Source organism: Streptomyces specialis, assembly GCF_001493375.1.
GTDB classification, from domain to species: domain Bacteria; phylum Actinomycetota; class Actinomycetes; order Streptomycetales; family Streptomycetaceae; genus Streptomyces; species Streptomyces specialis.
This window is the reverse complement of record NZ_LN929893.1, coordinates 136,160-158,159: the sequence shown is the minus strand read 5'-3', so window position 1 is coordinate 158,159 and position 22,000 is coordinate 136,160. Positions and strand designations below refer to the sequence as shown.

At 74.7% G+C, this 22,000-nt stretch carries 20 protein-coding genes, 1 pseudogene and 1 riboswitch; of the genes and pseudogenes, 19 read left to right on the top strand and 2 right to left on the bottom strand.

What is annotated here, in order from left to right:
* Positions 1–7: 7 nt before the first annotated feature.
* The 8 genes and pseudogenes from BN2279_RS10435 to BN2279_RS10400 all read left to right on the top strand — a co-directional run bounded on the left by BN2279_RS10435 (position 8) and on the right by BN2279_RS10400 (position 8,604).
* Entirely contained in the window at positions 8–1,123 is a 1,116-nt protein-coding gene (locus BN2279_RS10435) for a quinone-dependent dihydroorotate dehydrogenase (protein WP_059008421.1), read from the top strand.
* Entirely contained in the window at positions 1,120–1,959 is an 840-nt protein-coding gene (pyrF, locus tag BN2279_RS10430) for an orotidine-5'-phosphate decarboxylase (protein ID WP_059008420.1), read from the top strand. The genes BN2279_RS10435 and pyrF overlap by 4 nt, the downstream gene beginning before the upstream one ends.
* Before the next feature lie 235 nt (positions 1,960–2,194).
* Entirely contained in the window at positions 2,195–2,518 is a 324-nt protein-coding gene (locus tag BN2279_RS10425; protein WP_059008419.1) for an integration host factor, read from the top strand.
* Between the two features lie 60 nt (positions 2,519–2,578).
* Positions 2,579–3,130 carry a guanylate kinase gene (gene gmk, locus BN2279_RS10420; protein WP_059008418.1) on the top strand — a complete coding sequence of 184 codons (552 nt, stop codon included), beginning with the start codon at positions 2,579–2,581 and terminating at the stop codon, positions 3,128–3,130.
* A gap of 64 nt (positions 3,131–3,194) precedes the next feature.
* A complete protein-coding gene (gene rpoZ, locus BN2279_RS10415; RefSeq protein WP_059008417.1) occupies positions 3,195–3,467 on the top strand; it encodes a DNA-directed RNA polymerase subunit omega in 273 nt (90 codons plus the stop codon).
* Positions 3,468–3,601: 134 nt separating this feature from the next.
* Positions 3,602–4,816, top strand: a complete 1,215-nt coding sequence (gene coaBC / locus BN2279_RS10410; RefSeq protein ID WP_059008416.1) for a bifunctional phosphopantothenoylcysteine decarboxylase/phosphopantothenate--cysteine ligase CoaBC — start codon at positions 3,602–3,604, stop codon at positions 4,814–4,816.
* A gap of 254 nt (positions 4,817–5,070) precedes the next feature.
* Positions 5,071–6,294 carry a methionine adenosyltransferase gene (gene metK / locus BN2279_RS10405; protein ID WP_059008415.1) on the top strand — a complete coding sequence of 408 codons (1,224 nt, stop codon included), beginning with the start codon at positions 5,071–5,073 and terminating at the stop codon, positions 6,292–6,294.
* 74 nt (positions 6,295–6,368) lie between these two features.
* Positions 6,369–8,604, top strand: a pseudogene (locus BN2279_RS10400) (primosomal protein N').
* A gap of 15 nt (positions 8,605–8,619) precedes the next feature.
* Here BN2279_RS10400 and BN2279_RS10395 read toward each other — a convergent pair.
* Positions 8,620–9,120: a hypothetical protein gene (locus BN2279_RS10395; protein ID WP_059008414.1), complete on the bottom strand. Its 501-nt coding sequence runs from the start codon at positions 9,118–9,120 to the stop codon at positions 8,620–8,622.
* A 425-nt stretch (positions 9,121–9,545) separates the two neighbouring features.
* Here BN2279_RS10395 and fmt point away from each other — a divergent pair, with 425 nt between their 5' ends.
* From fmt to BN2279_RS10375, 4 genes are all read left to right on the top strand, one after another.
* On the top strand, positions 9,546–10,478 hold the full coding sequence (gene fmt / locus BN2279_RS10390) for a methionyl-tRNA formyltransferase (protein WP_059008413.1): 933 nt from the start codon (positions 9,546–9,548) through the stop codon (positions 10,476–10,478).
* A 78-nt stretch (positions 10,479–10,556) separates the two neighbouring features.
* Positions 10,557–11,975 (top strand): RsmB/NOP family class I SAM-dependent RNA methyltransferase, encoded by a 1,419-nt coding sequence (locus BN2279_RS10385; protein WP_059008719.1) that lies wholly within the window; start codon positions 10,557–10,559, stop codon positions 11,973–11,975.
* 58 nt (positions 11,976–12,033) lie between these two features.
* Positions 12,034–12,708 carry a ribulose-phosphate 3-epimerase gene (gene rpe / locus BN2279_RS10380; RefSeq protein WP_059008412.1) on the top strand — a complete coding sequence of 225 codons (675 nt, stop codon included), beginning with the start codon at positions 12,034–12,036 and terminating at the stop codon, positions 12,706–12,708.
* A 161-nt stretch (positions 12,709–12,869) separates the two neighbouring features.
* Positions 12,870–13,853, top strand: a complete 984-nt coding sequence (locus tag BN2279_RS10375; RefSeq protein ID WP_059008411.1) for a sugar-binding transcriptional regulator — start codon at positions 12,870–12,872, stop codon at positions 13,851–13,853.
* Positions 13,854–13,928: 75 nt separating this feature from the next.
* On the opposite strand, the gene BN2279_RS10370 is transcribed toward BN2279_RS10375, so the two are convergent.
* Positions 13,929–14,843, bottom strand: a complete 915-nt coding sequence (locus BN2279_RS10370) for an LLM class flavin-dependent oxidoreductase (protein WP_059008410.1) — start codon at positions 14,841–14,843, stop codon at positions 13,929–13,931.
* 266 nt (positions 14,844–15,109) lie between these two features.
* Between BN2279_RS10370 and BN2279_RS10365 the strand changes: the two genes are divergently transcribed.
* The 7 genes from BN2279_RS10365 to BN2279_RS10335 all read left to right on the top strand — a co-directional run bounded on the left by BN2279_RS10365 (position 15,110) and on the right by BN2279_RS10335 (position 21,949).
* Positions 15,110–15,628: a MarR family winged helix-turn-helix transcriptional regulator gene (locus BN2279_RS10365; protein WP_079032052.1), complete on the top strand. Its 519-nt coding sequence runs from the start codon at positions 15,110–15,112 to the stop codon at positions 15,626–15,628.
* On the top strand, positions 15,625–17,064 hold the full coding sequence (locus BN2279_RS10360) for a GuaB1 family IMP dehydrogenase-related protein (RefSeq protein WP_059008409.1): 1,440 nt from the start codon (positions 15,625–15,627) through the stop codon (positions 17,062–17,064). The genes BN2279_RS10365 and BN2279_RS10360 overlap by 4 nt, the downstream gene beginning before the upstream one ends.
* Before the next feature lie 259 nt (positions 17,065–17,323).
* Entirely contained in the window at positions 17,324–17,782 is a 459-nt protein-coding gene (locus tag BN2279_RS10355) for a phospholipase (RefSeq protein ID WP_059008408.1), read from the top strand.
* Between the two features lie 183 nt (positions 17,783–17,965).
* Positions 17,966–18,096: riboswitch (FMN riboswitch) on the top strand.
* 180 nt (positions 18,097–18,276) lie between these two features.
* Positions 18,277–19,362: a bifunctional diaminohydroxyphosphoribosylaminopyrimidine deaminase/5-amino-6-(5-phosphoribosylamino)uracil reductase RibD gene (gene ribD, locus BN2279_RS10350; RefSeq protein ID WP_059008717.1), complete on the top strand. Its 1,086-nt coding sequence runs from the start codon at positions 18,277–18,279 to the stop codon at positions 19,360–19,362.
* Positions 19,363–19,998, top strand: coding sequence for a riboflavin synthase (locus BN2279_RS10345; protein WP_059008407.1), 636 nt, complete (start codon positions 19,363–19,365; stop codon positions 19,996–19,998). It abuts the gene before it with no gap.
* Positions 19,995–20,651, top strand: a complete 657-nt coding sequence (locus tag BN2279_RS10340; RefSeq protein ID WP_059008406.1) for a nicotinamide mononucleotide transporter family protein — start codon at positions 19,995–19,997, stop codon at positions 20,649–20,651. Before BN2279_RS10345 ends, BN2279_RS10340 begins: the two co-directional genes overlap by 4 nt.
* Positions 20,648–21,949 carry a bifunctional 3,4-dihydroxy-2-butanone-4-phosphate synthase/GTP cyclohydrolase II gene (locus BN2279_RS10335; RefSeq protein ID WP_059008405.1) on the top strand — a complete coding sequence of 434 codons (1,302 nt, stop codon included), beginning with the start codon at positions 20,648–20,650 and terminating at the stop codon, positions 21,947–21,949. The genes BN2279_RS10340 and BN2279_RS10335 overlap by 4 nt, the downstream gene beginning before the upstream one ends.
* Positions 21,950–22,000 lie beyond the last annotated feature (51 nt).

The window sequence follows — 22,000 nt, the reverse complement described above, 5'->3', positions numbered from 1 at the left end:
GCGCGCGATGTCCCCCTACGATCTGCTGTTCGCCGCCGTCCTGCGGCGGCTGGACCCCGAGCGGGCGCACGGACTGGCGTTCGGCCTGATCCGCGCCGGGGCCCGCGTGCCGGGGCTGCGCGCGCTGGTGCGGGCCCGGTACGCGCCGGACTGTCCCGCGCTGCGGGTGCGGGCCCTGGGCCTGGACCTGCCCGGGCCGTTCGGGCTGGCCGCCGGCTTCGACAAGAACGCGGTGGGCGTCGAGGGCCTGACCGGCCTCGGCTTCGACTTCGTCGAGATCGGCACCGTCACCGCGCGGCCCCAGCCGGGCAACCCGCGCCCGCGCCTGTTCCGCCTCACCCGGGACCGGGCCCTGGTCAACCGGATGGGCTTCAACAACGACGGCTCCGCCGCCGTCGCGGCCCGCCTCGCGCGCCGGCCGCGCGGCCCGGTCGTCGGCGTCAACATCGGCAAGACCAAGGCCGTCCCCGAAACGGAGGCCGTCGCCGACTACGTCACCTCCACCGAACGGCTCGCCCCGCACGCCGACTATCTGGTCGTCAACGTCTCCTCGCCCAACACCCCGGGCCTGCGCGACCTCCAGGCCGCCGACCGGCTCCGCCCGCTCCTCGCGGCCGTCCGCGAGGCCGCCGACCGGGCCGTGCCGGACCGCCGGGTCCCGCTGCTGGTCAAGATCGCCCCTGACCTCGCCGACGAGGACGTGGACGCCGTGGCCGACCTCGCCCTCGACCTCGGTCTGGACGGCGTCATCGCCACCAACACCACCATCGCCCGGGACGGCCTGACCACCGGCGCCGGGACGGTGGAGGCCATCGGCGCGGGCGGCCTGTCCGGCGCGCCGGTCAAGGAGCGCGCGCTCGCCGTGCTGCGCCGCCTGTACGCCCGGGTGGGCGATCGCGTCACCCTGATCGGCGTCGGCGGCGTCGAGACGGCCGACGACGTATGGGAGCGCGTGCTCGCGGGCGCCCCCCTCGTGCAGGGGTACACCGGGTTCGTCTACGCGGGACCCGGCTGGACCCGCGCCCTCCACCGCGGCCTCGCCGAACGGCTGGCCGCCAGCCCGTACGCCACCCTCGCCGAGGCCGTCGGGGCCGGGGCGCGGACCGGAGAGGAAGCCGCATGACATCCCCCGAGCCCTTCGGCGCGCGGCTGCGCCGCGCCATGGACGAGCGCGGCCCGCTCTGCGTGGGCATCGACCCGCGCCCGGCCCTCCTCGCCGAGTGGGGGCTCGGCGACGACGTCGGCGGGCTGGAGCGGTTCGCCGGGACCGTGGTGGAGGCGCTGGCCGACCGGGTCGCGGCGGTCAAGCCGCAGTCGGCGTTCTTCGAGCGCTTCGGCTCGCGCGGCATCGCGGTGCTCGAACGGGCCGTCGCCGACGCCAGGTCGGCGGGCGCGCTGGTGGTGATGGACGTCAAGCGCGGCGACATCGGCTCCACGATGGCCGCGTACGCCGGGGCGTATCTCGACAAGGGCGCGCCGCTGTTCTCCGACGCCGTCACCCTCAGCCCCTACCTCGGCTACGGCTCGCTGCGCCCGGCCCTCGACCTGGCGCGGGCCAACGGCGCCGGTGTCTTCGTCCTGGCCCTCACCTCCAACCCGGAGGGCGCCGAGGTCCAGCGGGCCGTCACGGCCGGGGGCGCGTCGGTGGCGCAGGCGGTCCTGGACCGGCTCGCGGCGGAGAACGCGGGTGCCACGCCGCTGGGTTCGTTCGGCGCGGTGGTGGGAGCGACGCTCGCCGAGGCGGGCGCCGACCTGGACATCAACGGTCCGCTGCTCGCCCCGGGGCTGGGCGCGCAGGGCGCCGCCGCGTCGGATCTGCCGCGGGTGTTCGGCGGCGCGGTGCGCAACGTCCTGCCGGCCGTCAGCCGCGGACTGCTCCGGCACGGCCCCACGGCGGCGGCACTGCGTGCCGCGGCGGCCCGCGAGGCGGAGGAGACCGCGCGGTTCACCGGTTCCTGAGCGTGATCGGCCGTCCCCCGGCGGTGGCAGACGTGGGCAAATGTCGGTAATGTCGCGGACGCTCCTGAGCTGACCAGGACTTTTTGCCGATTCTCCCTGACTTAATGCCGCGTCGGCCGCTAGTCTCCGTCGAAGCGGGGCACCCGAGCGCGTTGCTCGTTGCCCCTCCGGTGCGGGGCTACTAGGTTCCTCACCGTTCCGTATCCGACAGTTCGACAACCGAGGTGACGTAGGCGTGGCTCTTCCGCCCCTTACCCCTGAACAGCGCGCAGCCGCGCTTGAGAAGGCCGCCGCGGCTCGCCGGGAGCGCGCCGAGGTCAAGAATCGGCTCAAGCACTCCGGCGCCTCGCTGCACGAGGTCATCAAGCAGGGCCAGGAGAACGATGTCATCGGCAAGATGAAGGTCAGCGCGCTGCTGGAGTCGATGCCTGGCGTCGGCAAGGTCCGCGCCCGCCAGATCATGGAGCGGCTCGGCATCTCCGAGAGCCGCCGGGTCCGCGGGCTCGGCTCCAACCAGATCGCGGCGCTGGAACGCGAGTTCGGCGGCACCCCCGCCTGAACACCCCCTCTCCCCGCGGGCGGTTTTCGCGACCGCCGCGGGAAGCGGGATAATCGCCGCATGACCGATCGTCCGCGACTGACCGTGCTCTCCGGCCCCTCCGGGGTGGGCAAGAGCACGGTCGTCGCCCATATGCGCAAGGCCCACCCCGAGGTGTGGCTCTCCGTCTCCGCCACGACGCGGAAGCCGCGCCCCGGGGAGCGGCACGGCGTGCACTACTTCTTCGTGGACGACGAGGAGTTCGACAAGCTGATCGCCAACGGCGAGCTGCTCGAATGGGCCGAGTTCGCCGGGAACCGCTACGGAACGCCCCGTCGTGCCGTCCTCGACCGGCTGGCCTCGGGGAATCCGGTGCTGCTGGAGATCGACCTCCAGGGTGCCCGGCTGGTCCGCGCCTCGATGCCCGACGCCCGGCTGGTCTTCCTCGCGCCGCCGAGCTGGGACGAGCTGGTCCGCCGGCTCACCGGCCGGGGCACCGAGCGCCCCGAGGTGATCGAGCGCCGGCTCGCGGCGGCCAGGACGGAGCTGGCGGCCGAGCCGGAGTTCGACGTCACCCTGGTGAACACCTCCGTCGAGGACGTCGCCGCCGAGCTGCTAGCCTTGGTGCGTTGAGCATTTTGTTGACATTTGTTGATGTGGGGTGTAGGCCCCACGGATCCCCAGCGGAAGGCAGAGCGTGTCCTCCTCCATCACCACGCCCGAGGGCATCATCAACCCGCCGATCGACGAGCTGCTGGAGGCGACCGACTCCAAGTACAGCCTGGTGATCTACGCCGCCAAGCGCGCGCGCCAGATCAACGCCTACTACTCGCAGCTCGGCGAGGGTCTGCTGGAGTACGTCGGCCCGCTCGTGGACACCCACGTGCACGAGAAGCCCCTGTCGATCGCGCTCCGCGAGATCAACGCGGGCCTGCTGACCTCCGAGGCCGTCGAAGGCGCCACGGACTGACCGGAAGCGGCCGGCCGGGCTCGTTCGCCGGCATGCCACGGGCCCGGCGGGCCCCCCCCCGCCGGGCCCGTGGCATGCCGTGGTGCAGGATGGACGGTGCCGGTTCGCCGACGAGAGCGGGAGGAGGCCGAGCGATGGAGCAGCAGCCCCGGGTCGTCCTCGGCGTGGGCGGCGGGATCGCCGCGTACAAGGCGTGTGAGCTGCTGAGGCGCCTCACCGAGTCCGGGCACGAGGTCCGTGTCGTCCCCACCGCGTCCGCGCTGCACTTCGTCGGCGCCGCCACCTGGTCCGCGCTCTCCGGCGCCCCCGTCGCCACCGAGGTCTGGGACGACGTGCACGAGGTGCCCCACGTGCGGATCGGGCAGCGCGCCGCCCTCGTCGTCATCGCCCCCGCCACCGCCGACGTGCTCGCCCGGGCCGCGGGCGGCCGGGCGGACGACCTGCTGACCAACGTCCTGCTCACCGCGCGATGTCCGGTGGTCTTCGCGCCCGCGATGCACACCGAGATGTGGGAACCCCCCGCCCCCCAGGAGAACGTGGCCACGCTCCGCCGCCGGGGCTGCGTCGTCGTCGAGCCCGCCGTGGGCCGCCTCACCGGCGTCGACACCGGCAAGGGCCGGCTGCCGGACCCCGAGGCGCTGTTCGAGATCTGCCGCCGCGTCCTCGACCGGGGCCCGCGCGCCCTGGACACGGACCTCGCCGGCCGGCACGTGGTGATCAGCGCCGGCGGCACCCGGGAGCCGCTGGACCCGGTCCGCTACCTGGGCAACCGTTCCTCCGGCAAGCAGGGGTACGCCCTCGCCCGCACCGCCGTCGCCCGCGGCGCCCGGGTCACCCTGGTCGCCGCCAACACCGCGCTGCCCGACCCGGCCGGGGCGGACGTCGTCCGGGTGGGCACCGCCGAGGAGCTGCGCGGCGCCGTGCTGAAGGCCGCCGCCGACGCCGACGCGGTGGTGATGGCCGCCGCCGTGGCCGACTTCAGGCCCGCCGCCCGCGCCGGCCAGAAGATCAAGAAGCGGGACGGCCAGGACCCCGAGCCGGTCGCCCTGGTCCGCAACCCCGACGTCCTCGCCGAACTCTCCGCCGCCCGGCCCGTGCCCGGCCAGATCGTGGTGGGCTTCGCCGCCGAGACCGAGAACGTCCTGGCCAACGGCCGCGCCAAGCTCGCCCGCAAGGGCTGCGACCTGCTGGTGGTGAACCAGGTGGGGGACGGGCTGGCCTTCGGCACCGAGGAGAACGAGGCCGTGATCATCGAGGCCGCGGGCGGCGAGACCGCCGTTCCGCACGGTCCCAAGGAGGCGCTGGCCGATCGGGTCTGGGACGCCGTGGTCCGGCACTGGCCCGTCTGAGCGCGGGCGGGCACGGCCGCGCGACGGCGCCGGGGCGCCGCCGGTCACCGTCTCGCAGTGCGGGCGCGCCCTCCTCAGAGTGACGTCCGGCCGTTAAAGTTGACCTTCCGAGGCGGTGCGAACCGGGCTCTGCGCCACAGGTTCACACGGCCTCCCCGCCGGATACACTGGCGCCGACCGTGCCCACCGTGGCCCGTCGCCAGTGCTTTTCAGCCAGTGCTTGAGCCAGCAGCCGCTGCAACCCAGGGAGCGATGTGTCCCGCCGTCTCTTCACCTCGGAGTCCGTGACCGAAGGTCACCCCGACAAGATCGCCGACCAGATCAGCGACACCATTCTCGACGCGCTCCTCAAGGAGGACCCCTCCTCGCGCGTGGCGGTCGAGACCCTGATCACCACCGGTCTGGTCCATGTGGCCGGAGAGGTCACGACCAAGGCGTACGCGCCGATCGCGGCCCTGGTCCGGAACAAGATCCTGGAGATCGGCTACGACTCCTCCAAGAAGGGGTTCGACGGCGCCTCCTGCGGCGTCTCCGTCTCCATCGGCTCCCAGTCTCCCGACATCGCCCAGGGCGTGGACGCCGCGTACGAGGCCAGGGTCGAGGGTGCCGCCGAGGGCAAGGAGACGGACGAGCTGGACCGCCAGGGCGCGGGCGACCAGGGCCTGATGTTCGGCTACGCCTGCGACGAGACGCCCGAGCTGATGCCGCTCCCCATCCGGCTGGCCCACCGCCTGTCGCACCGCCTCTCCGAGGTCCGCAGGAACGGGACCATCCCCTACCTGCGGCCCGACGGCAAGACCCAGGTCACCATCGAGTACGACGGCGACAAGGCCGTCCGCCTGGACACCGTGGTCGTTTCCAGCCAGCACGCCAGCGACATCGACCTGGACTCGCTGCTGGCCCCCGACATCAGGGAGTTCGTCGTCGAGGCCGAGCTGAAGGCCCTGGTCGACGAGGGCATCAAGCTCGACACCGAGGGCTACCGGCTGCTGGTCAACCCGACCGGGCGGTTCGAGATCGGCGGCCCGATGGGCGACGCCGGGCTCACCGGCCGGAAGATCATCATCGACACCTACGGCGGCATGGCCCGGCACGGCGGCGGCGCGTTCTCCGGCAAGGACCCGTCGAAGGTGGACCGTTCCGCCGCCTGCGCCATGCGCTGGGTCGCCAAGAACGTGGTCGCGGCCGGGCTCGCCTCCCGCTGCGAGGTCCAGGTCGCCTACGCCATCGGCAAGGCCGAGCCGGTCGGTCTCTTCGTGGAGACCTTCGGCACCGCGACCGTGCCGGCCGAGCGCATCGAGCAGGCCATCACCGACGTGTTCGACCTGCGTCCGGCCGCCATCATCCGCGACCTGGACCTGCTGCGCCCGATCTATGCCCAGACCGCGGCCTACGGCCACTTCGGCCGTGAGCTGCCGGACTTCACCTGGGAGCGCACCGACCGCGTGGACGCGCTGCGCGCCGCGGCCGGCCTGTAGGAAACGGTCCGCGACGGTCCGGGGCCCCCGCCGGGGGCGCCGGACCGTCCGACCCGTCTGGTGTACTGGCCCGCGTGGAGGACGAGGGACACGAGCGCGCCGGCGGCCCGGCCGGCGTGGAGCAGCTCGCGCTGGTCAAGCGGTCCGCGCCCGGCGCGCCCCGGGCCAGGCCCCGCACCTGGCGGAACGCGGCGTTGGCCGCCGACCTGCCCGTCGCCCGCGTCCTGGTCGACAAGGGCCTCGTCCACCTCGACCGGCTCTTCGACTACGCGGTGCCCGCCGCCATGGACGCCGAGGCCCAGCCCGGCGTCCGGGTCCGGGTCCGCTTCGGCGCCCGCCAGCGCGAGGGCCGCCGCGAGGGCGGCGGCCTGATCAACGGGTTCGTCGTCGAGCGCCGCGCCGACAGCGACTTCCCCGGGGTCCTCGCCCCGCTGGCGCAGGTCCTGTCCACCGAGCGGGTCCTCGATCCCGCGCTGCTGCGGCTGTGCCGCGCCGTGGCCGACCGGTACGCCGGGGCCCTCGCCGACGTCGTCCAGCTCGCCGTCCCGCCCCGGCGGACCGGTCGGCCCCGCGGCGGCACACCCGCCGCAGCGCCGGACCGAGGGCCCGCTCGGTGGCAGGGAGCCGCGCCCGCCGGGCGCGGCGACCGGGGAAGCCGCTGCTGGCGCGCGCGCCCGCGGGCGAGGTCCACACCGCCCGGGTCGCGTCGCCCCTGGCCCCGGAAGCTGGACCCGCTACCCGCACGGCCCGGCGTTCCTCGACGCCCTGACCAGGGGCGACGCGCCCCGGGCGGTGTGGACCGCCCTGCCGGGCCCGCACTGGCCCGACGAGCTGGCCCGCGCGCTGGCCACCACGCTGGCCGCCGGGCGCGGCGCGCTGGCCGTGCTGCCGGACGGCCGCGCCGCCGCCCGCGCCGACGCCGCGCTCACCGCGCTGCTCGGCGCGGACCACCATGTGCTGCTCACCGCCGACGCCGGACCCGAGGCGCGGTACCGGCGCTGGCTCGCCGTCAGCCGGGGCGCCGTCCGGTGCGTCGTCGGCACCCGGGCCGCCATGTTCGCCCCCGTCCGGGACCTCGGCCTGGCCGCGATCTGGGACGACGGCGACGAGGCGCACCGCGACGACCGCGCCCCCCACCCGCACGCCCGCGACGTGCTGGTGCTGCGCGCCGCGCAGGACGGCGCGGCCGTGCTGCTCGGCGGGCACGCGCTCACCGCCGAGGCGGCGCAGCTCGTGGAGACCGGCTGGGCCCGGCCGCTCACCGCCGGACGTGACACCGTGCGGGCCACCGCGCCGCTGGTCCGGACCGTCGGCGGCGGCGACGAGGCCCGCGACCCGGCCGCCCGCTCGGCCCGGCTGCCCAGCCTCGCCTGGCAGGCCCTGCGCGACGGGCTGGCCCGGGGCCCGGTGCTCGTCCAGGTGCCGCGCCGGGGGTACGCGCCCCGGCTCGCCTGCGCCCGCTGCCGCACCCCGGCCCGCTGCGGTCGGTGCCACGGGCCGCTGGCCGCCGTGGGCGCCGACGAGGCGCTGCGCTGCGGCTGGTGCGGGACCGAGGCCCCCGGCTGGCCCTGCGAGGAGTGCGGCAACGGGCGGCTGCGGGCCGTCGTGATCGGTGCCCGGCGCACCGCCGAGGAGCTGGGCCGCGCGTTCCCCGCCGTCCCGGTCCGCACCTCCGGCCGGGACCACGTGGTGGACACCGTGCCGGACCGGCCCGCCCTGGTCGTCAGCACACCGGGCGCCGAACCCGTCCCGGAGGGGCCCGGCTACGCGACGGCGCTGCTGCTCGACGGCTGGGCGCTGCTCGGCCGCCCCGACCTGCGGTCGGGGGAGGAGGCGCTGCGCCGCTGGCTGAACGCGGCGGCGCGGGTCCGGCCGCAGGGCGACGGCGGCACGGTGGTGGTTCTCGCGGAGCCGACGCTGCGGCCGGTGCAGTCCCTGGTGCGCTGGGACCCGGCCGGGCACGCGGTGCGTGAACTGGCCGACCGCGCGGCGCTGGGCTTCCCGCCCGTCTCCCGGATGGCCGCCGTCAGCGGCCCCCCGGAGGCGGTCGCGGCGCTGCTCGCCGCCGTACGGCTGCCGCCCGCCGCCGAGATCCTCGGCCCGGTGCCGCTGCCCGTCACCGAACCGGGCCGGCCGCGCCGCACGGGGGAGCCGCCGCCCGGCGAGCGGTGGGAACGGGCGCTGATCCGGGTGCCGCCCGGCAGCGGCGGCCCGCTCGCCGCCGCCCTGAAGACGGCCCAGGCCGCCCGGCTCGCCCGGCACGACGGGGCGCGGGCCTGGGTCCGCGTCGATCCGCCCGACATCGGCTGACCACGGGCGCGCGGCTCAGCCGCTGCGCTGGCCGGGCAGCGCGCCGGGCCTGGACTCACCGGCCAGCGGCTGGGCCGCCAGCGGGGGAACCGGCCGCGCGGGCAGCGGCCGGGCCGGGGGCGCTCCCGTCGGCACCGGCACCTCCGGCCGCACACCCTCGCGCGCACCGGCCCGCCGCGCGCCGTACCTGCGGTGCACGGCCTGTTTGGTGACGCCGAGGGCGGACCCCACGGCGTCCCAGGAGAACCCGAGCGAGCGGTCGAAGTCGACCGCGGCCGTCACCAGGGCCTCCACACTGTCCCGGAGTTCCTGGGCGAGCCGGACGGTCGGGGCGGGCGCGCGCCCGTACACGACGAAACCGGCCGAGGGGCCGGACCTGCGGGGGCGGTAGACGTTGCCGAGCTGGGCGGTGAGGGTGCGCAGCGCGTCCACCTGCCGGCGGACCCGCTCGATGTCCCGTACCAGCAGGTGCAGGCTGGCCCGTGCCTGAGCGTCAGGGGTGGCGTGGTCGGCCATGAACAAGCCTCTCGAACCGGCGTCAAGGAAGCGGGCCGAAAGTCGGCCCATTGCGGTCAATCTGCCTTGACCAACGCGTCACCGGTCGCCGGAGTCACGCTGATGGGGCGCGACATCACCACACGGGAGCGCACACCGATCCGCACGCCCCTCCCCCTACCCCTCAAACTGTTTCTTTTCTTTTACATATCTCCGAGCCCCCGATACAGGCAGAAATCTCGTATGCCGTCTTCTGCTCGAACATACATAACTTTTTCCTTCTTCTCCTCGTAGACTCCTTTGCTGCGTGTATCGGGGGCACGGAGAGGTGTAGAAGAGACACCCCTCAAACACCCCTCAAAGCGCCGCCCCGTGTTCCGGACCGTAGACTTCTTTCCGCATCTCCCGGACCGCCCGCCATGAACGGATCAGGTGACACACCCACGATGAGGCTCGTCTTCGCCGGCACTCCGGAGGTCGCCGTCCCCGCGCTCGACGCCCTGCTCGCGTCCGGGCGGCACGAGGGGGCGGCCGTCGTCACGCGGCCCGACGCCCCGGCCGGCCGGGGGCGCCGGCTGGCGCCGAGTCCGGTCGCCGAGCGCGCCCGCGAGGCGGGCATCGAGATCCTCCGCCCGGCCCGGCCGCGCGAGCCGGAGTTCCTCGACCGGCTCCGGGCCATCGCCCCCGACTGCTGCCCGGTGGTCGCCTACGGCGCGCTGCTGCCCAAGGCCGCCCTCGACATCCCGCGCCACGGCTGGGTCAACCTGCACTTCTCGCTGCTGCCCGCCTGGCGCGGCGCCGCGCCCGTGCAGCACGCCGTGCTCGCCGGGGACGAGGTCACCGGCGCCACCACGTTCCTCATCGAGGAGGGCCTGGACTCCGGCCCGGTGTACGGCGTCCTGACCGAGCGGATCCGTCCCGACGACACCAGCGGCGATCTGCTGACCCGGCTCGCGCTGGCCGGTTCCGGGCTGCTGGCCGCCACCATGGACGGCATCGAGGACGGCACCCTGCACGCCGTTCCGCAGCCCGCCGAGGGCGTCACCCTCGCCCCCAAGCTCTCCGTCGAGGACGCCGCCGTGGACTGGACCGCGCCCGCGCTGCGGGTGGACCGGCTGGTGCGGGCCTGCACCCCGGCGCCCGGCGCGTGGACCGTGTTCCGCGGCGAGCGGCTCAAGCTGCGGCAGGTCGCGCTCGCCCCCGAGCGCACGGACCTCGCGCCCGCCGAACTGGCCGCCGACAAGCACACCGTCCGGGTCGGCACCGGCTCGCACGCCGTGCGACTGAACTGGGTCCAGCCCCAGGGCAAGCGCCCGATGCCCGCCGCCGACTGGGCCCGCGGCATCCGCGTCGCCCCGGGCGAACGGCTGGGCGACTAGACGGCTCCGGGCGCCGCCCGGTGGGGCGCCCGTACCCTGGACAGTCCACCGTTCCGTACTGCGAAAGTGACCCACCCCGTGAGCAGCCGGCCGCGCAGCCGCCCCAGGCCCTACCGCCGTCCCCACAAGGACCCGGTCCGGATCCTCGCCTACGACGCGCTGCGCGCCGTGGACGAACGCGCCGCGTACGCCAACCTCGTGCTGCCCCCGCTGCTGGGCCGGGCCCGGGAGGCCGGCACCCTCGACGCCAGGGACGCCGCCCTCGCCACCGAGCTGGTCTACGGCACCCTGCGCCGCCAGGGCACCTACGACGCGGTGCTCGCCGCGTGCGTGGACCGGCCGCTGCGGGAGGTCGATCCGCCGGTGCTGGACGTGCTGTCCCTCGGCGCCCACCAGCTCCTGGGCACCCGCATCCCCAGCCACGCGGCGGTGAGTTCGGCCGTCGAGCTGGCCCGCTGCGTGCTGGGCGACGGGCGGGCCAAGTTCGTCAACGCGGTGCTGCGCCGGGTCGCCGCCCGCGACCTCGACGGCTGGGTGACCGAGCTGGCGCCGCCGTACGAGGAGGACGCCGAGCGGCACCTGTCGCTGAAGTACGCCCACCCGCGCTGGATCGTCGCCGCCCTGTGGGACGCGCTCGGCGGGGGCCGGGACGGCATCGAGCCCCTGCTGGCGGCCGACAACGAACGGCCGCGCGGCACGCTGGTCGCGCGGCCCGGCCGTTCCACCGCCGAGGAGTTGCCCGCCGCCGACCCGCACGCCGAGCCCGGACGCTGGTCGCCGTACGCGGTGCGGCTCGCCGAGGGCGGCGAGCCGGGCGCGCTGGACGCCGTCGCCGACGGACGGGCGGGCGTCCAGGACGAGGGCAGCCAGCTCGTGGCCCTCGCCCTCGCCAACGCCCCGCTGTCCGGGCCCGACACGCGCTGGCTGGACGGCTGCGCCGGCCCCGGCGGCAAGGCCGCGCTGCTGGGCGCGCTGGCCGCCGGGCGCGGCGCCACCCTGGTCGCCGCCGAGAAGCAGCCGCACCGGGCGAGGCTGGTCGCCCGCGCGCTGGAGGGCAACCCCGGCCCGGCGCACGTCGTCGTCGCCGACGGCACCCGCCCCGCCTGGCGGCCGGGCACGTTCGACCGGGTGCTGGTCGATGTGCCGTGCACCGGCCTGGGCGCGCTGCGGCGCCGCCCCGAGGCGCGCTGGCGGCGCAGGCCCGAGGACCTCGACGGGCTGACGGCGCTTCAGCGTGAGCTGCTGCGGGGCGCGTTGGCCTCGGTGCGGCCCGGCGGCGTCGTGGGGTACGCGACCTGCTCCCCGCATCTGGCCGAGACCCGGCTCGTCGTCGCGGACGTGCTGAAGGGGCTGCCGGGCGCCGGTGCCGAGTGGATCGACGCCCGCCCGCTGCTGCCGGGCGTGCCGGAGCTGGGCGAGGGCCCGGACGTCCAGTTGTGGCCCCACCTGCACGGCACCGACGCGATGTACCTCGCGCTGCTGCGCCGCACGGCGTGAGGCGGCGGGCCCGCACGCGTGTGCGCGCCGCCTGCGGAACTGCTGAATACTTGAGGCCATGGCTCAGATCAATCCCAGCATGCTGTCCGCCGACTTCGCCCGCCTCGCCGAGGAGGCGGCGGCCGTCAAGGGGGCCGACTGGCTCCACATCGACGTCATGGACAACCACTTCGTGCCCAACCTGACGCTCGGACTGCCCGTCGTCGAGGCGCTCGGCAAGGCCACGGACACGCCGCTGGACTGCCATCTCATGATCGAGGACCCGGCCCGCTGGGCGCCCGCCTACGCGGAGGCCGGGGCCGGCTCGGTCCCCTTCCACGCCGAGGCCGCCGCCGCGCCCGTCCGGCTGGCCCGCGAGATCCGCGCGCAGGGCGCGCGCGCCTCGCTCGCGCTGAAGCCGGCCACACCGATCGAGCCGTACGAGGACCTGCTGCCGGAACTGGACATGATTCTGGTGATGACGGTCGAACCCGGTTTCGGTGGGCAGGCGTTCCTCGACATCATGCTGCCGAAGATCCGGCGCACCCGGCGTCTGATCGAACGTCACGGGCTGCCGCTGTGGCTCCAGGTCGACGGCGGTGTCTCCGCCGACACGATCGAGCGATGCGCCGAGGCGGGCGCGGACGTGTTCGTGGCCGGCTCCGCCGTGTACGGCGCCGAGGACCCGGCGGCGGCGGTGCGCGCCCTGCGGGAGCGGGCGGAGAAGGCCGCCGGCCGCGCCACGTCCGGGTGAACACCAGTCGTCGATCCGGTTCCACGGTGTCCTCGCGGCGCAGGACAAGGATCAGCGCCCCCGCGGATCTGCGAGGATGAACGCGCAGAACGTGAGCGGGGACACAAGAGCCGGAAGACAGTGAGGTGAGTGCGGTGCAGACCGGGAGGTCAGCCACGCGGATGGGGCCCGCCGAGCTCATGCAGGCGGCGGCGATGGCGCGCCGCTTCTATCTGGAGGGCAAGTCCAAGATCCAGATCGCGGACGAATTCGGGGTCAGCCGCTTCAAGGTCGCCCGGGTGCTGGAATCCGCCGTGGAGCACGAGTTGGTGCGCATCGAGATCAGGGTTCCCGCCGAATTGGACGCCGATCGGTCGGACGCGTTGCGGGCCCGTTACGGCCTGCGGCACGTGGTCGTCGCCGAATCCCCTTCCGACACGGCCGACGACACTCCCGACCCGGAGCATCTGGGCGAGGTGGCCGCGGAGTTGCTGGGGGAGCTGGTGGACGAGGGGGACGTGCTCGGGCTGGCCTGGGGGCGTTCGACGATCCATATGGCGGCGGCGCTGCGGGAGTTGCCGCCGTGCACGGTGGTGCAGTTGACGGGGGTCTACGACGCGGGCACGGCGGAGCGCGGCTCGGTGGAGGCGGTGCGCCGGGCGGCGGCCGTCTCCGGCGGCGCGGCGCACCCGATCTACGCGCCGATGCTGCTGCCCGACCCGGGCACCGCGGCGGCGCTGCGCAGACAGCCGGGCATCGCGGCGGCGTTCGACTACTTCGACAAGGTGACCATCGCCGCGGTCTCCATCGGCTCGTGGGAGGCCGGGATCTCGACGGTGCACGACATGCTCGGCAAGGAAGAGCGCGAGCACTACGCGTCGCTGGGGGTGGCGGCGGAGATGTCCGCCCACCTCTTCGCGTCGGACGGCCGCCGCGTCGGGCGGGATCTGGGGGAGCGCTGCATCACCGTGGAGGCGGAGCGGCTGCGCCGCATCCCCGAGGTGGTCGCCATCGCGGGCGGCGGGCGCAAGGCGGACGCGATCGGCGCCGTGCTCCGGTCCGGGCTGGTGACCAGCCTCGTCACGGACACCACGGCGGCCGACCGCCTCCTGTCGCAGCCTCCGGGCCGCCGCCCGGCCCTGGACCGGGCCGACCCGGACGACTAGGTCCGGGACGGCCCGGACTCGCCGCGGGACGCGGGGAGTAGGGAACCGGGGGGCGGGGGAGTGCCGGGGCCGGACTCAGACGGCTCCGGCGGTCGTGGCCAGGTGCTCCCGGACGGGGTTGATGATCTCGTCCGTCGTCCAGCGGGCCACGGCCTCGGGGAAGGGCGTCTTCAGGCTGAGCACGATGTGGGTGACGCCCGCGTCGATCAGCTCCAGGACCAGGGCCCGGGTGGAGGCCGGGTCGGGGTAGGAGACATGGGTCTGCACCGAGCGCGTGATCTCGGCCGGGTCGCGGCCGATGGCGGCGCAGTGCTCGTCCAGGACCCGCATGCGGTCGCGGATCACGGACACGTCGTTGTGCGGGGGTCCCGAGATGTTCCAGATGTCGGCGTGCTGGGCCACCACCCGCAGGGCGCGCGGGCCCGCGGCGCCGATCAGCAGCGGCGGGCGGCGCTCGGGACGGGGTGAGGACGGGGCGGTGGTCAGCGGGTAGTAGCGGCCCGAGAAGTCGAAGACCTCCTCGGTCCACAGCCGCCGCAGCACCACGCACGCCTCGTCCAGCCGGGCGATGCCCTCGGCCGCCGTGGGGAGTTGGAGACCGTACGCCCGGTACTCGGCGGTCGCCGGCTCGGGTTCGGCGGTGCGGGTGCCGCCGACGCCGATGCCGACCGTGAGCCGGCCGTGCGCGACGGCGTCCACGGTCGCCGCCATCTTGGCCAGCAGGGCGGGCGGGCGCTTGCGGTTGCTGCTGACCAGGATGCCCAGCCCCAGGCGCTCGGTCCGGGCGGCCAGCGCCGCGAGCAGCGTCCAGCTCTCCAGGACTGGGGCGTTCGTCTTGCCGAACGGCGGGTACAGCCGGTCCCAGAGCCACGCGTGCTCGATCTCGGGGATCCCGTCCGCCTCCTCCCACACCCGCAGCACTTCGTCGTAATTCGTGTACGCCTGTGGCGTCTTGATACCGAAGCTCACTCGTTCGCGGCCTACCGTCATGACCAGCCCCCTTCGTTAGCCGCCTAACGTTGCCCGGCTAACGATACCCTCGGCCAGGGCCTGTCTTCTGGGTCTTCGTGGATCAGGCCGCGTGTCCCCCAGGCCCTCGGGGGCCTGGGAGGTGCCCCCATGCGCGCCCGGCTGGCAAGGCGCCGGATCGCAGCTCGTACTTGTCCGTACTCGCGCGATTCGGCAACGCGGCCAGGCGGGATGCCAGGGCGCGCGGCCCCTCGAGGATCCAGAAGAGAGGCCCTAGGGTCCCCCACATGAACGAATTCCTCCCGCTCTTCATCCGCGCCGGCAAGCTGATGCGGGGTGCCGCCGACGACGCGATGCGCCGGCACGGGGTGCGCGTCGGGCAGAACCTGGTGCTGGAGACGCTGTGGGAGACCGACGGGCTCACCCCGGGGGAGATCGCCGAGCGGCTGCGCGTCGCCACGCCGACCGTGGTCAAGTCGGCGGCGCGCATGGAGGCTTCGGGGCTGCTCGTCAAACGGCGCGACCCGGCGGACGCGCGGCTGGTCCGGCTCTACCTCACCGAACGAGGACGGGCCGTCCAGGGCCCGGTCGAGGACGCCCGCCACCGGCTGGAGCTGCGCGCCACGGCCACGCTCACCGCCGAGGAGCGGCACCACCTGCGCCGGGCGCTCACCAAGATCATCACCGAGATGGAACGGACGGCCGGCCCGGTCGGCGTGGACATGGGCGATACTGACACAGGAGCCGCAGCTCCCCACCCGCCAGATCCGCACACAGCAGGTGAGAGAGCGAGCGAGCAGGCATGAAGTTCCTCAACGACTCCGTTCCGTCGTACGACCTGACCTACGACGACGTCTTCATGGTCCCCAACCGGTCCGCGATCGTGTCCCGCCAGGACGTGGACCTCGCCACCCCGGACGGGACCGGCACCACCATCCCGGTCGTCGTGGCCAATATGACGGCGGTCGCCGGGCGCCGCATGGCCGAGACGGTCGCCCGCCGGGGCGGGCTGGCCGTCATCCCGCAGGACATCCCGCTGGACGTGGTCACCGAGGTCATCGCCTGGATCAAGCGCCGCCATCTGGTGCTGGACACCCCGATCGTCCTCGACCCCACCCAGACGGTCGGCGACGCGCTGTCGCTGCTGCCCAAGCGGGCGCACGGCGCGGGTGTCGTGGTCTCCGAGGAGCGGCCGGTCGGCATCGTGACCGAGACGGACCTGACCGGCGTGGACCGGTTCACCCAGCTCGGCGAGGTCATGTCGCGGGACCTGCTGCTGCTCGACGCGGGCATGGACCCGCGCGAGGCGTTCACCACCCTGGACACCGCGCACCGCAAGATCGCCCCGGCCGTGGGCCCGGACGGGCGGCTGGTGGGCATCCTCAGCCGCAAGGGCGCCCTGCGCGCCACCCTGTACACCCCGGCCACCGACGCGCACGGCAGGCTGCGGGTGGCGGCGGCCGTGGGGATCAACGGCGATGTCGTGGGCCGGGCCAAGGCGCTGCTCGACGCGGGCGTGGACACGCTGGTGGTGGACACCGCGCACGGCCACCAGGAGTCGATGATCACCACGCTGCGCGCGGTGCGCGCCCTCGACCCGCGGGTGCCCGTCGTCGCGGGCAACGTGGTCTCCGCCGAGGGCACCCGGGACCTCATCGAGGCGGGCGCGGACATCGTCAAGGTCGGCGTCGGTCCCGGCGCGATGTGCACCACCCGGATGATGACCGGGGTCGGCCGGCCGCAGTTCTCGGCGGTCGTCGAATGCGCGGCCGAGGCGCGCAGGCACGGCAAGCACGTGTGGGCCGACGGCGGCGTGCGGCACCCGCGCGACGTGGCGATGGCGCTGGCCGCGGGCGCGTCGAACGTGATGATCGGATCGTGGTTCGCGGGGACGTACGAGTCGCCCGGCGACCTCCAGCAGTCCGCCGACGGGCGGCTGTACAAGGAGAGCTTCGGCATGGCCTCGGCCCGCGCCGTGCGGAACCGGACGAGCGACGACTCGCCGTACGACCGGGCGCGCAAGGGGCTGTTCGAGGAGGGCATCTCGACCTCCCGGATGTTCCTCGACCCGGCCAGGCCCGGCGTGGAGGACCTGATCGACTCGATCATCGCGGGCGTCCGTTCGTCGTGCACCTACGCGGGGGCGGCCACGCTGGAGGAGTTCGCGGCGAACGCCGTCGTCGGCGTGCAGAGCGCCGCCGGGTACGCGGAGGGCAAGCCGCTGCACGCGAGCTGGCAGTAGCCCGGGGCCGGTGGGCGCGGGGCGGTCGCCGCGCGCCCACCGGGGCGCGCGTGCCGCCGGGTGATGCCGGTCCTTGCGTCATGGCGCGGGGCGTGACGGCGCACGGGTGACGCGCGTTGACCGATTCCGACCCGCATTTCTCCGCGCCGTCAACTCTTGTGCATCGAAGCGCCGTTGAGCTTCCTTGACGGCTGCGTAGCGTGGTTCCCGGACCTCGTGGCCCGTTTCGCGGCGGGCCGCCCGATCTCCGGAGGAACGCATGCGCACCCGCCAACGGCTCGCCACCGCTCTGTCCGCGTCCGCCCTCGCCCTCGGGGCCGTCGCCGTCTCGGCCGCCCCGGCCACCGCCGCTCCCGTCGACAAGCCGCAGGTGCTGTCCAGTTGGACGCAGACCAGCGCGACCAGCTACAACACCTGGCTCGCCGCCCGCGACAACCAGACCGCCTGGTCGGCCTACGGGTTCGACTGGAGCACCGACTACTGCTCCTCCTCGCCGGACAACCCGTTCGGTTTTCCTTTTAAGCTGTCATGTGCGCGACATGACTTCGGGTACCGGAACTACAAGGCGGCCGGCACCTTCGACGCCAACAAGTCCCGGCTCGACGACGCGTTCTACGCCGACCTGAAGCGGGTGTGCGACGGCTACTCGGGCGCCACCGAGACGTCCTGCGACGCCACGGCGTGGACGTACTACCAGGCCGTCAAGACCTTCGGCTGACCGTCACCCGGCTCCGGCGGCCCCCGTTTCCGCCTCTGTCCCACCTTCCGGGGACCGCCGGCGCCGCGCGGGTCCCTCCGGCGCCACCCGATCCGGTCCGGCTCCCGTCCACACTGTGAGTCGCCCCACAGCGCCGGGTGCGCCCCGCGCCGCCGTGGCACACTGGGACCCGTACCAGTGACGTAGCGCACTCCGGGGTCGGTGAAACTCCGAACCGGCGGTTATAGTCCGCGACCCGTCCGCTGCCAGCGGCCGGTTGACCAGGTGGAATTCCTGGACCGACGGTCAAAGTCCGGATGGGAGGCAGTGCGCGGCGGAACGGGCCCGGTATGCCGAGGCCGTGCCGCCCCCTGACGGGGGTGGCTCCTGTCCCGGACCGCCGGACCCGTGTGTTCCGCTCATGTCCCACCGCCCCGGAGCCGTGCCTGACCAGGCAGGAGGATCCGGTGGCCGCCCCCGACACCGCGCCCCGCGCCGGCCGTGAGGCCGAGGCCATGCGCCGTGCCGTCGCCCTCGCCGCCCGCGGCCTCGGCGCCACCAGCCCCAACCCCGTCGTCGGCTGCGTCGTCCTCGACGCGGCCGGCCGTCCGGCCGGCGAGGGCTGGCACCGGCGGGCCGGCGGCGCGCACGCCGAGATCCACGCGCTGGCCGAGGCGGGCGACGCCGCCCGAGGCGGCACCGCGCTGGTCACCCTCGAACCGTGCGACCACACCGGCCGCACCGGCCCCTGCACCCGGGCCCTGATCGCCGCCGGGATCACCCGCGTCGTCTACGCCGTCGCCGACCCCGACCCGCGCGCCGCGGGCGGCGCGGCCACCCTCGCCGCCGCCGGGATCGAGGTCGCGGGCGGCCTGCTCGCCGACGAGGCCGCCGCCGTCAACGCCGCCGGGCTGACCTCCGTCCGCCGTGGACGCCCCCCCGTGCGCTGGAAGTACGCCGCGCCCCCCGCCGGCCGCGTCGCCGCCGCCGACGGCACCAGCCGCTGGATCACCTCCGCCGCCGCCCGCGCCGACGTGCACCGGCTGCGCGCCGAGTCCGACGCCGTGCTCGTCGGCTCCGGCACCGCCAGGACCGACGACCCGCACCTCGCCGTGCGCGGAATCCCCGACGCCCGCCCGCCGCTGCGCGTCGTCGCCGACACCGAGGCCACCGCCGTCGCGCCCGGCGCCCGGGTGCTGGACGGTGCCGCGCCCACCCTCGTCGCCGTCGCCGCCGACGTCCCGGCGGAACGCACCGCGCACCTCACCGGCCGGGCCGAGGTGGTGCGGCTGCCGCGCGCCGCGCACGGCAGCGGCCTCGACATCGCCGCCCTGCTCGCCGCCCTGCACGCGCGGGAGGTCCGTTCCGTCCTGCTGGAGGGCGGGCCCACCCTGGCCGGTGCCTTCGCCGCCGCCGGCGCCGTCGACGAGGTCACCGGGTATCTTGCCCCGGCCCTTCTCGGCGACGGACCGCAGGCCCTGGCCGGGGCCGGAATCACCACGATCGCGGACGCGTTGCGCCTGCGCGTGACCGACGTGACCCGGATCGGTCCCGACCTGCGGATCACCGCCGTCCCCGCCACCCCCCTCGAGGAGCGCTGAGTGTTCACCGGAATCATCGAAGAACTGGGCGAGGTCACCGCCGTCGAGCGCGCCGGTGACTCCGCGCGGCTGCGGCTGCGCGGCCCCCTGGTCACCGAGGGCGCGGCCCATGGCGACTCGATCGCGGTCAACGGCGTCTGCCTGACCGTTGTGGACAGCGGTGACGGCGAGTTCACCGCCGACGTGATGGCCGAGACCCTCGACCGCACCGGCCTCGGCGCCCTCGAACCCGGCTCCCGGGTGAACCTGGAGCGCCCGATGGCGCTGGGCGGACGCCTCGGCGGCCACCTCGTCCAGGGCCACGTGGACGGCACGGGCACCGTTCTGGAACGGATCCCCGGCGACCGGTGGGAGATCGTCGCCGTCTCGCTGCCCGCCCATCTGGCCCGCTACGTGGTGGAGAAGGGCTCCATCACCGTGGACGGCGTCAGCCTCACCGTGGTCGAGGCGGCGGACGACCGGTTCACCGTCAGCCTCATCCCCACCACGCTCGCCCTCACCACGCTCGGCCTCAAGCGCCCCGGCGACCCGGTGAACCTGGAGGTGGACGTCCTGGCCAAGTACGTCGAACGGCTCCTCGCCCACGGCACCGCCCCGCGCGGCACGGGCGCGGACGCCGGAGCGGAGCTCCCGTGAACCTCATCGACCAGCTCGACGCCACCGTCTTCACCGCCTTCGGGCAGGACGTCATCTGGTCGGACATGCTCGGCAACGTCGCCGGGCTCGCCGCCCTCGCCCTCGGCTGGCGCCGTTCCCTCCTCACCTGGCCCGTGCAGGTGCTGTCCGGCCTCATCCTGATCACCGCCTACGCCTCCGCCGAGCTGAGCGGGGGAGTGGGCAAGCAGCTCCTGGTCGTCACCGTCGCCCTGTGGGGCTGGTGGCAGTGGGGGCGCGGCCGGGACGGCTCGGCCGACGGGCACGTCACCGTCCGGTTCGCCACCTGGCGGGAGCGCGCCGCCCTGGCGGGCGGGGCCGCCGTCGGCACCCTCGCCGTCGGCGGGCTGTTCACCGCCTACCCCGACCTGTCCTGGAACCCCTGGCCCGACGCCTACATCTTCGTCGGCACCCTGGTCGCCATGGTCGCGCAGGCCCGCGGCCTGGTGGAGTTCTGGTTCGCCTGGCTCCTGGTCGACCTGGTCGGCGTCCCGCTCGCCTTCGACAGCGGCCTCGCCTTCTCCGCCTTCGTCTACCTCGTCTACCTCGTCCTCGTCCTGTGGGGCCTGCGCGACTGGTGGCTGCGATCCCGCAGCGCCGTGCCAGGGCCCGCCTGGGAAGGAGCAGCAGCATGACCGTCAGAGAGAACACCCCCGTCCCGTCCGGTGCCGGTGAACCGCCCCTGGACCCCATCGAGCGGGCCATCGCCGACATAGCGCTCGGCCGGCCCGTCGTGGTCGTCGACCGCGCCGACCGGGAGAACGAGGGCGACCTCGTGATGGCGGCCGAACTGATCACCCCCGAGGTCGTCGCCTTCATGATGAGCGAGTGCCGCGGGCTGATCTGCGTGCCGATGGAGCCGGAGGACATCGAACGGCTCGACCTGCCGCAGATGGTGGAGAAGAACACCGAGTCGATGAGCACCGCGTTCACCGTCTCGGTCGACGCCACCGCCGCGCACGGCGTGGGCACCGGCATCTCCGCCGCCGACCGCGCCACCACCATCCGGCTGCTCGCCGACCCGGCCGCCGTCCCCGGCGACTTCGCCCGCCCCGGCCACGTCTTCCCGCTGCGCGCCCGCACCGGCGGCGTCCTGGTCCGCGAGGGCCACACGGAGGCCGGCGTGGACCTGGCCCGGCTGGCGGGCCTGCGCCCGGCCGCCGTGGTCGTCGAGATCGCCGGCGAGGACGGCACCATGCTGCGCCTGCCGGAGCTGCGTTCCTTCGCCCGCCGCCACGGCCTGGCGATCATCTCCATCGAGGACCTGATCGCCTACCGCCGCGCCGCCGGCGACGAGGCCATGCCGTCGGTCCGGCGCGAGGCCGCCATCACGCTGCCCACCGTCCATGGCGAGTTCCGCGCCTACGGCTACCGCTCCACCGCCGACGGCGTCGAGCACATCGCCCTCGTCACCGGTGACCTCGCGGACGGGGAGGACGTGCTGGTCCGGGTCCACTCCGAGTGCCTCACCGGCGATGTCTTCGGCTCCCAGCGCTGCGACTGCGGCCCCCAGTTGCGCGCCGCGCTGGACCGGATCAGCGCCGAGGGCCGCGGCGTGGTCCTGTACCTGCGCGGCCACGAGGGGCGCGGCATCGGCCTGCTGTCCAAGCTGCGCGCCTACGAGTTGCAGGAACTGGGCCACGACACCCTGGACGCGAACCTGGAGCTGGGCCTGCCCGCCGACGCCCGCGACTACGCCGCCGGTGCCAGGATCCTGGCCGACCTCGGCGTACGCTCCCTGCGGCTGATGACGAACAACCCCGAGAAGACCGCCGCGCTGGCCCGGCACGGGCTGCTCGTCACCGGCCGCGAGCCGTCCCCCGTGCCGGCCGGCGAGCACAACCTGCGCTACCTGCGGACCAAGCGGGACCGCATGGGCCACGACCTGCCGTGGCTCGACGCGGCCCCGGTCCCGGCCTGCGGCAACCAGTGACCGGCCACCACTTCCGACACCCCTGACACCCCCGACCAGTACACCGACACA

Excerpts from the sequence above, each read along its gene's own strand:
- coaBC (WP_059008416.1), top strand. The coding sequence starts at position 3,602 with ATGGAGCAGCAGCCCCGGGTCGTCCTCGGCGTGGGCGGCGGGATCGCC.
- ribD (WP_059008717.1), top strand. The coding sequence starts at position 18,277 with ATGCGCCGTGCCGTCGCCCTCGCCGCCCGCGGCCTCGGCGCCACCAGC.
- fmt (WP_059008413.1), top strand. The coding sequence starts at position 9,546 with ATGAGGCTCGTCTTCGCCGGCACTCCGGAGGTCGCCGTCCCCGCGCTC.
- gmk (WP_059008418.1), top strand. The coding sequence starts at position 2,579 with ATGACCGATCGTCCGCGACTGACCGTGCTCTCCGGCCCCTCCGGGGTG.
- BN2279_RS10370 (WP_059008410.1), bottom strand. The coding sequence starts at position 14,843 with ATGACGGTAGGCCGCGAACGAGTGAGCTTCGGTATCAAGACGCCACAG.
- pyrF (WP_059008420.1), top strand. The coding sequence starts at position 1,120 with ATGACATCCCCCGAGCCCTTCGGCGCGCGGCTGCGCCGCGCCATGGAC.
- rpe (WP_059008412.1), top strand. The coding sequence starts at position 12,034 with ATGGCTCAGATCAATCCCAGCATGCTGTCCGCCGACTTCGCCCGCCTC.
- BN2279_RS10395 (WP_059008414.1), bottom strand. The coding sequence starts at position 9,120 with ATGGCCGACCACGCCACCCCTGACGCTCAGGCACGGGCCAGCCTGCAC.
- BN2279_RS10435 (WP_059008421.1), top strand. The coding sequence starts at position 8 with ATGTCCCCCTACGATCTGCTGTTCGCCGCCGTCCTGCGGCGGCTGGAC.
- BN2279_RS10335 (WP_059008405.1), top strand. The coding sequence starts at position 20,648 with ATGACCGTCAGAGAGAACACCCCCGTCCCGTCCGGTGCCGGTGAACCG.
- BN2279_RS10375 (WP_059008411.1), top strand. The coding sequence starts at position 12,870 with ATGGGGCCCGCCGAGCTCATGCAGGCGGCGGCGATGGCGCGCCGCTTC.
- BN2279_RS10365 (WP_079032052.1), top strand. The coding sequence starts at position 15,110 with ATGAACGAATTCCTCCCGCTCTTCATCCGCGCCGGCAAGCTGATGCGG.
- BN2279_RS10355 (WP_059008408.1), top strand. The coding sequence starts at position 17,324 with ATGCGCACCCGCCAACGGCTCGCCACCGCTCTGTCCGCGTCCGCCCTC.
- BN2279_RS10360 (WP_059008409.1), top strand. The coding sequence starts at position 15,625 with ATGAAGTTCCTCAACGACTCCGTTCCGTCGTACGACCTGACCTACGAC.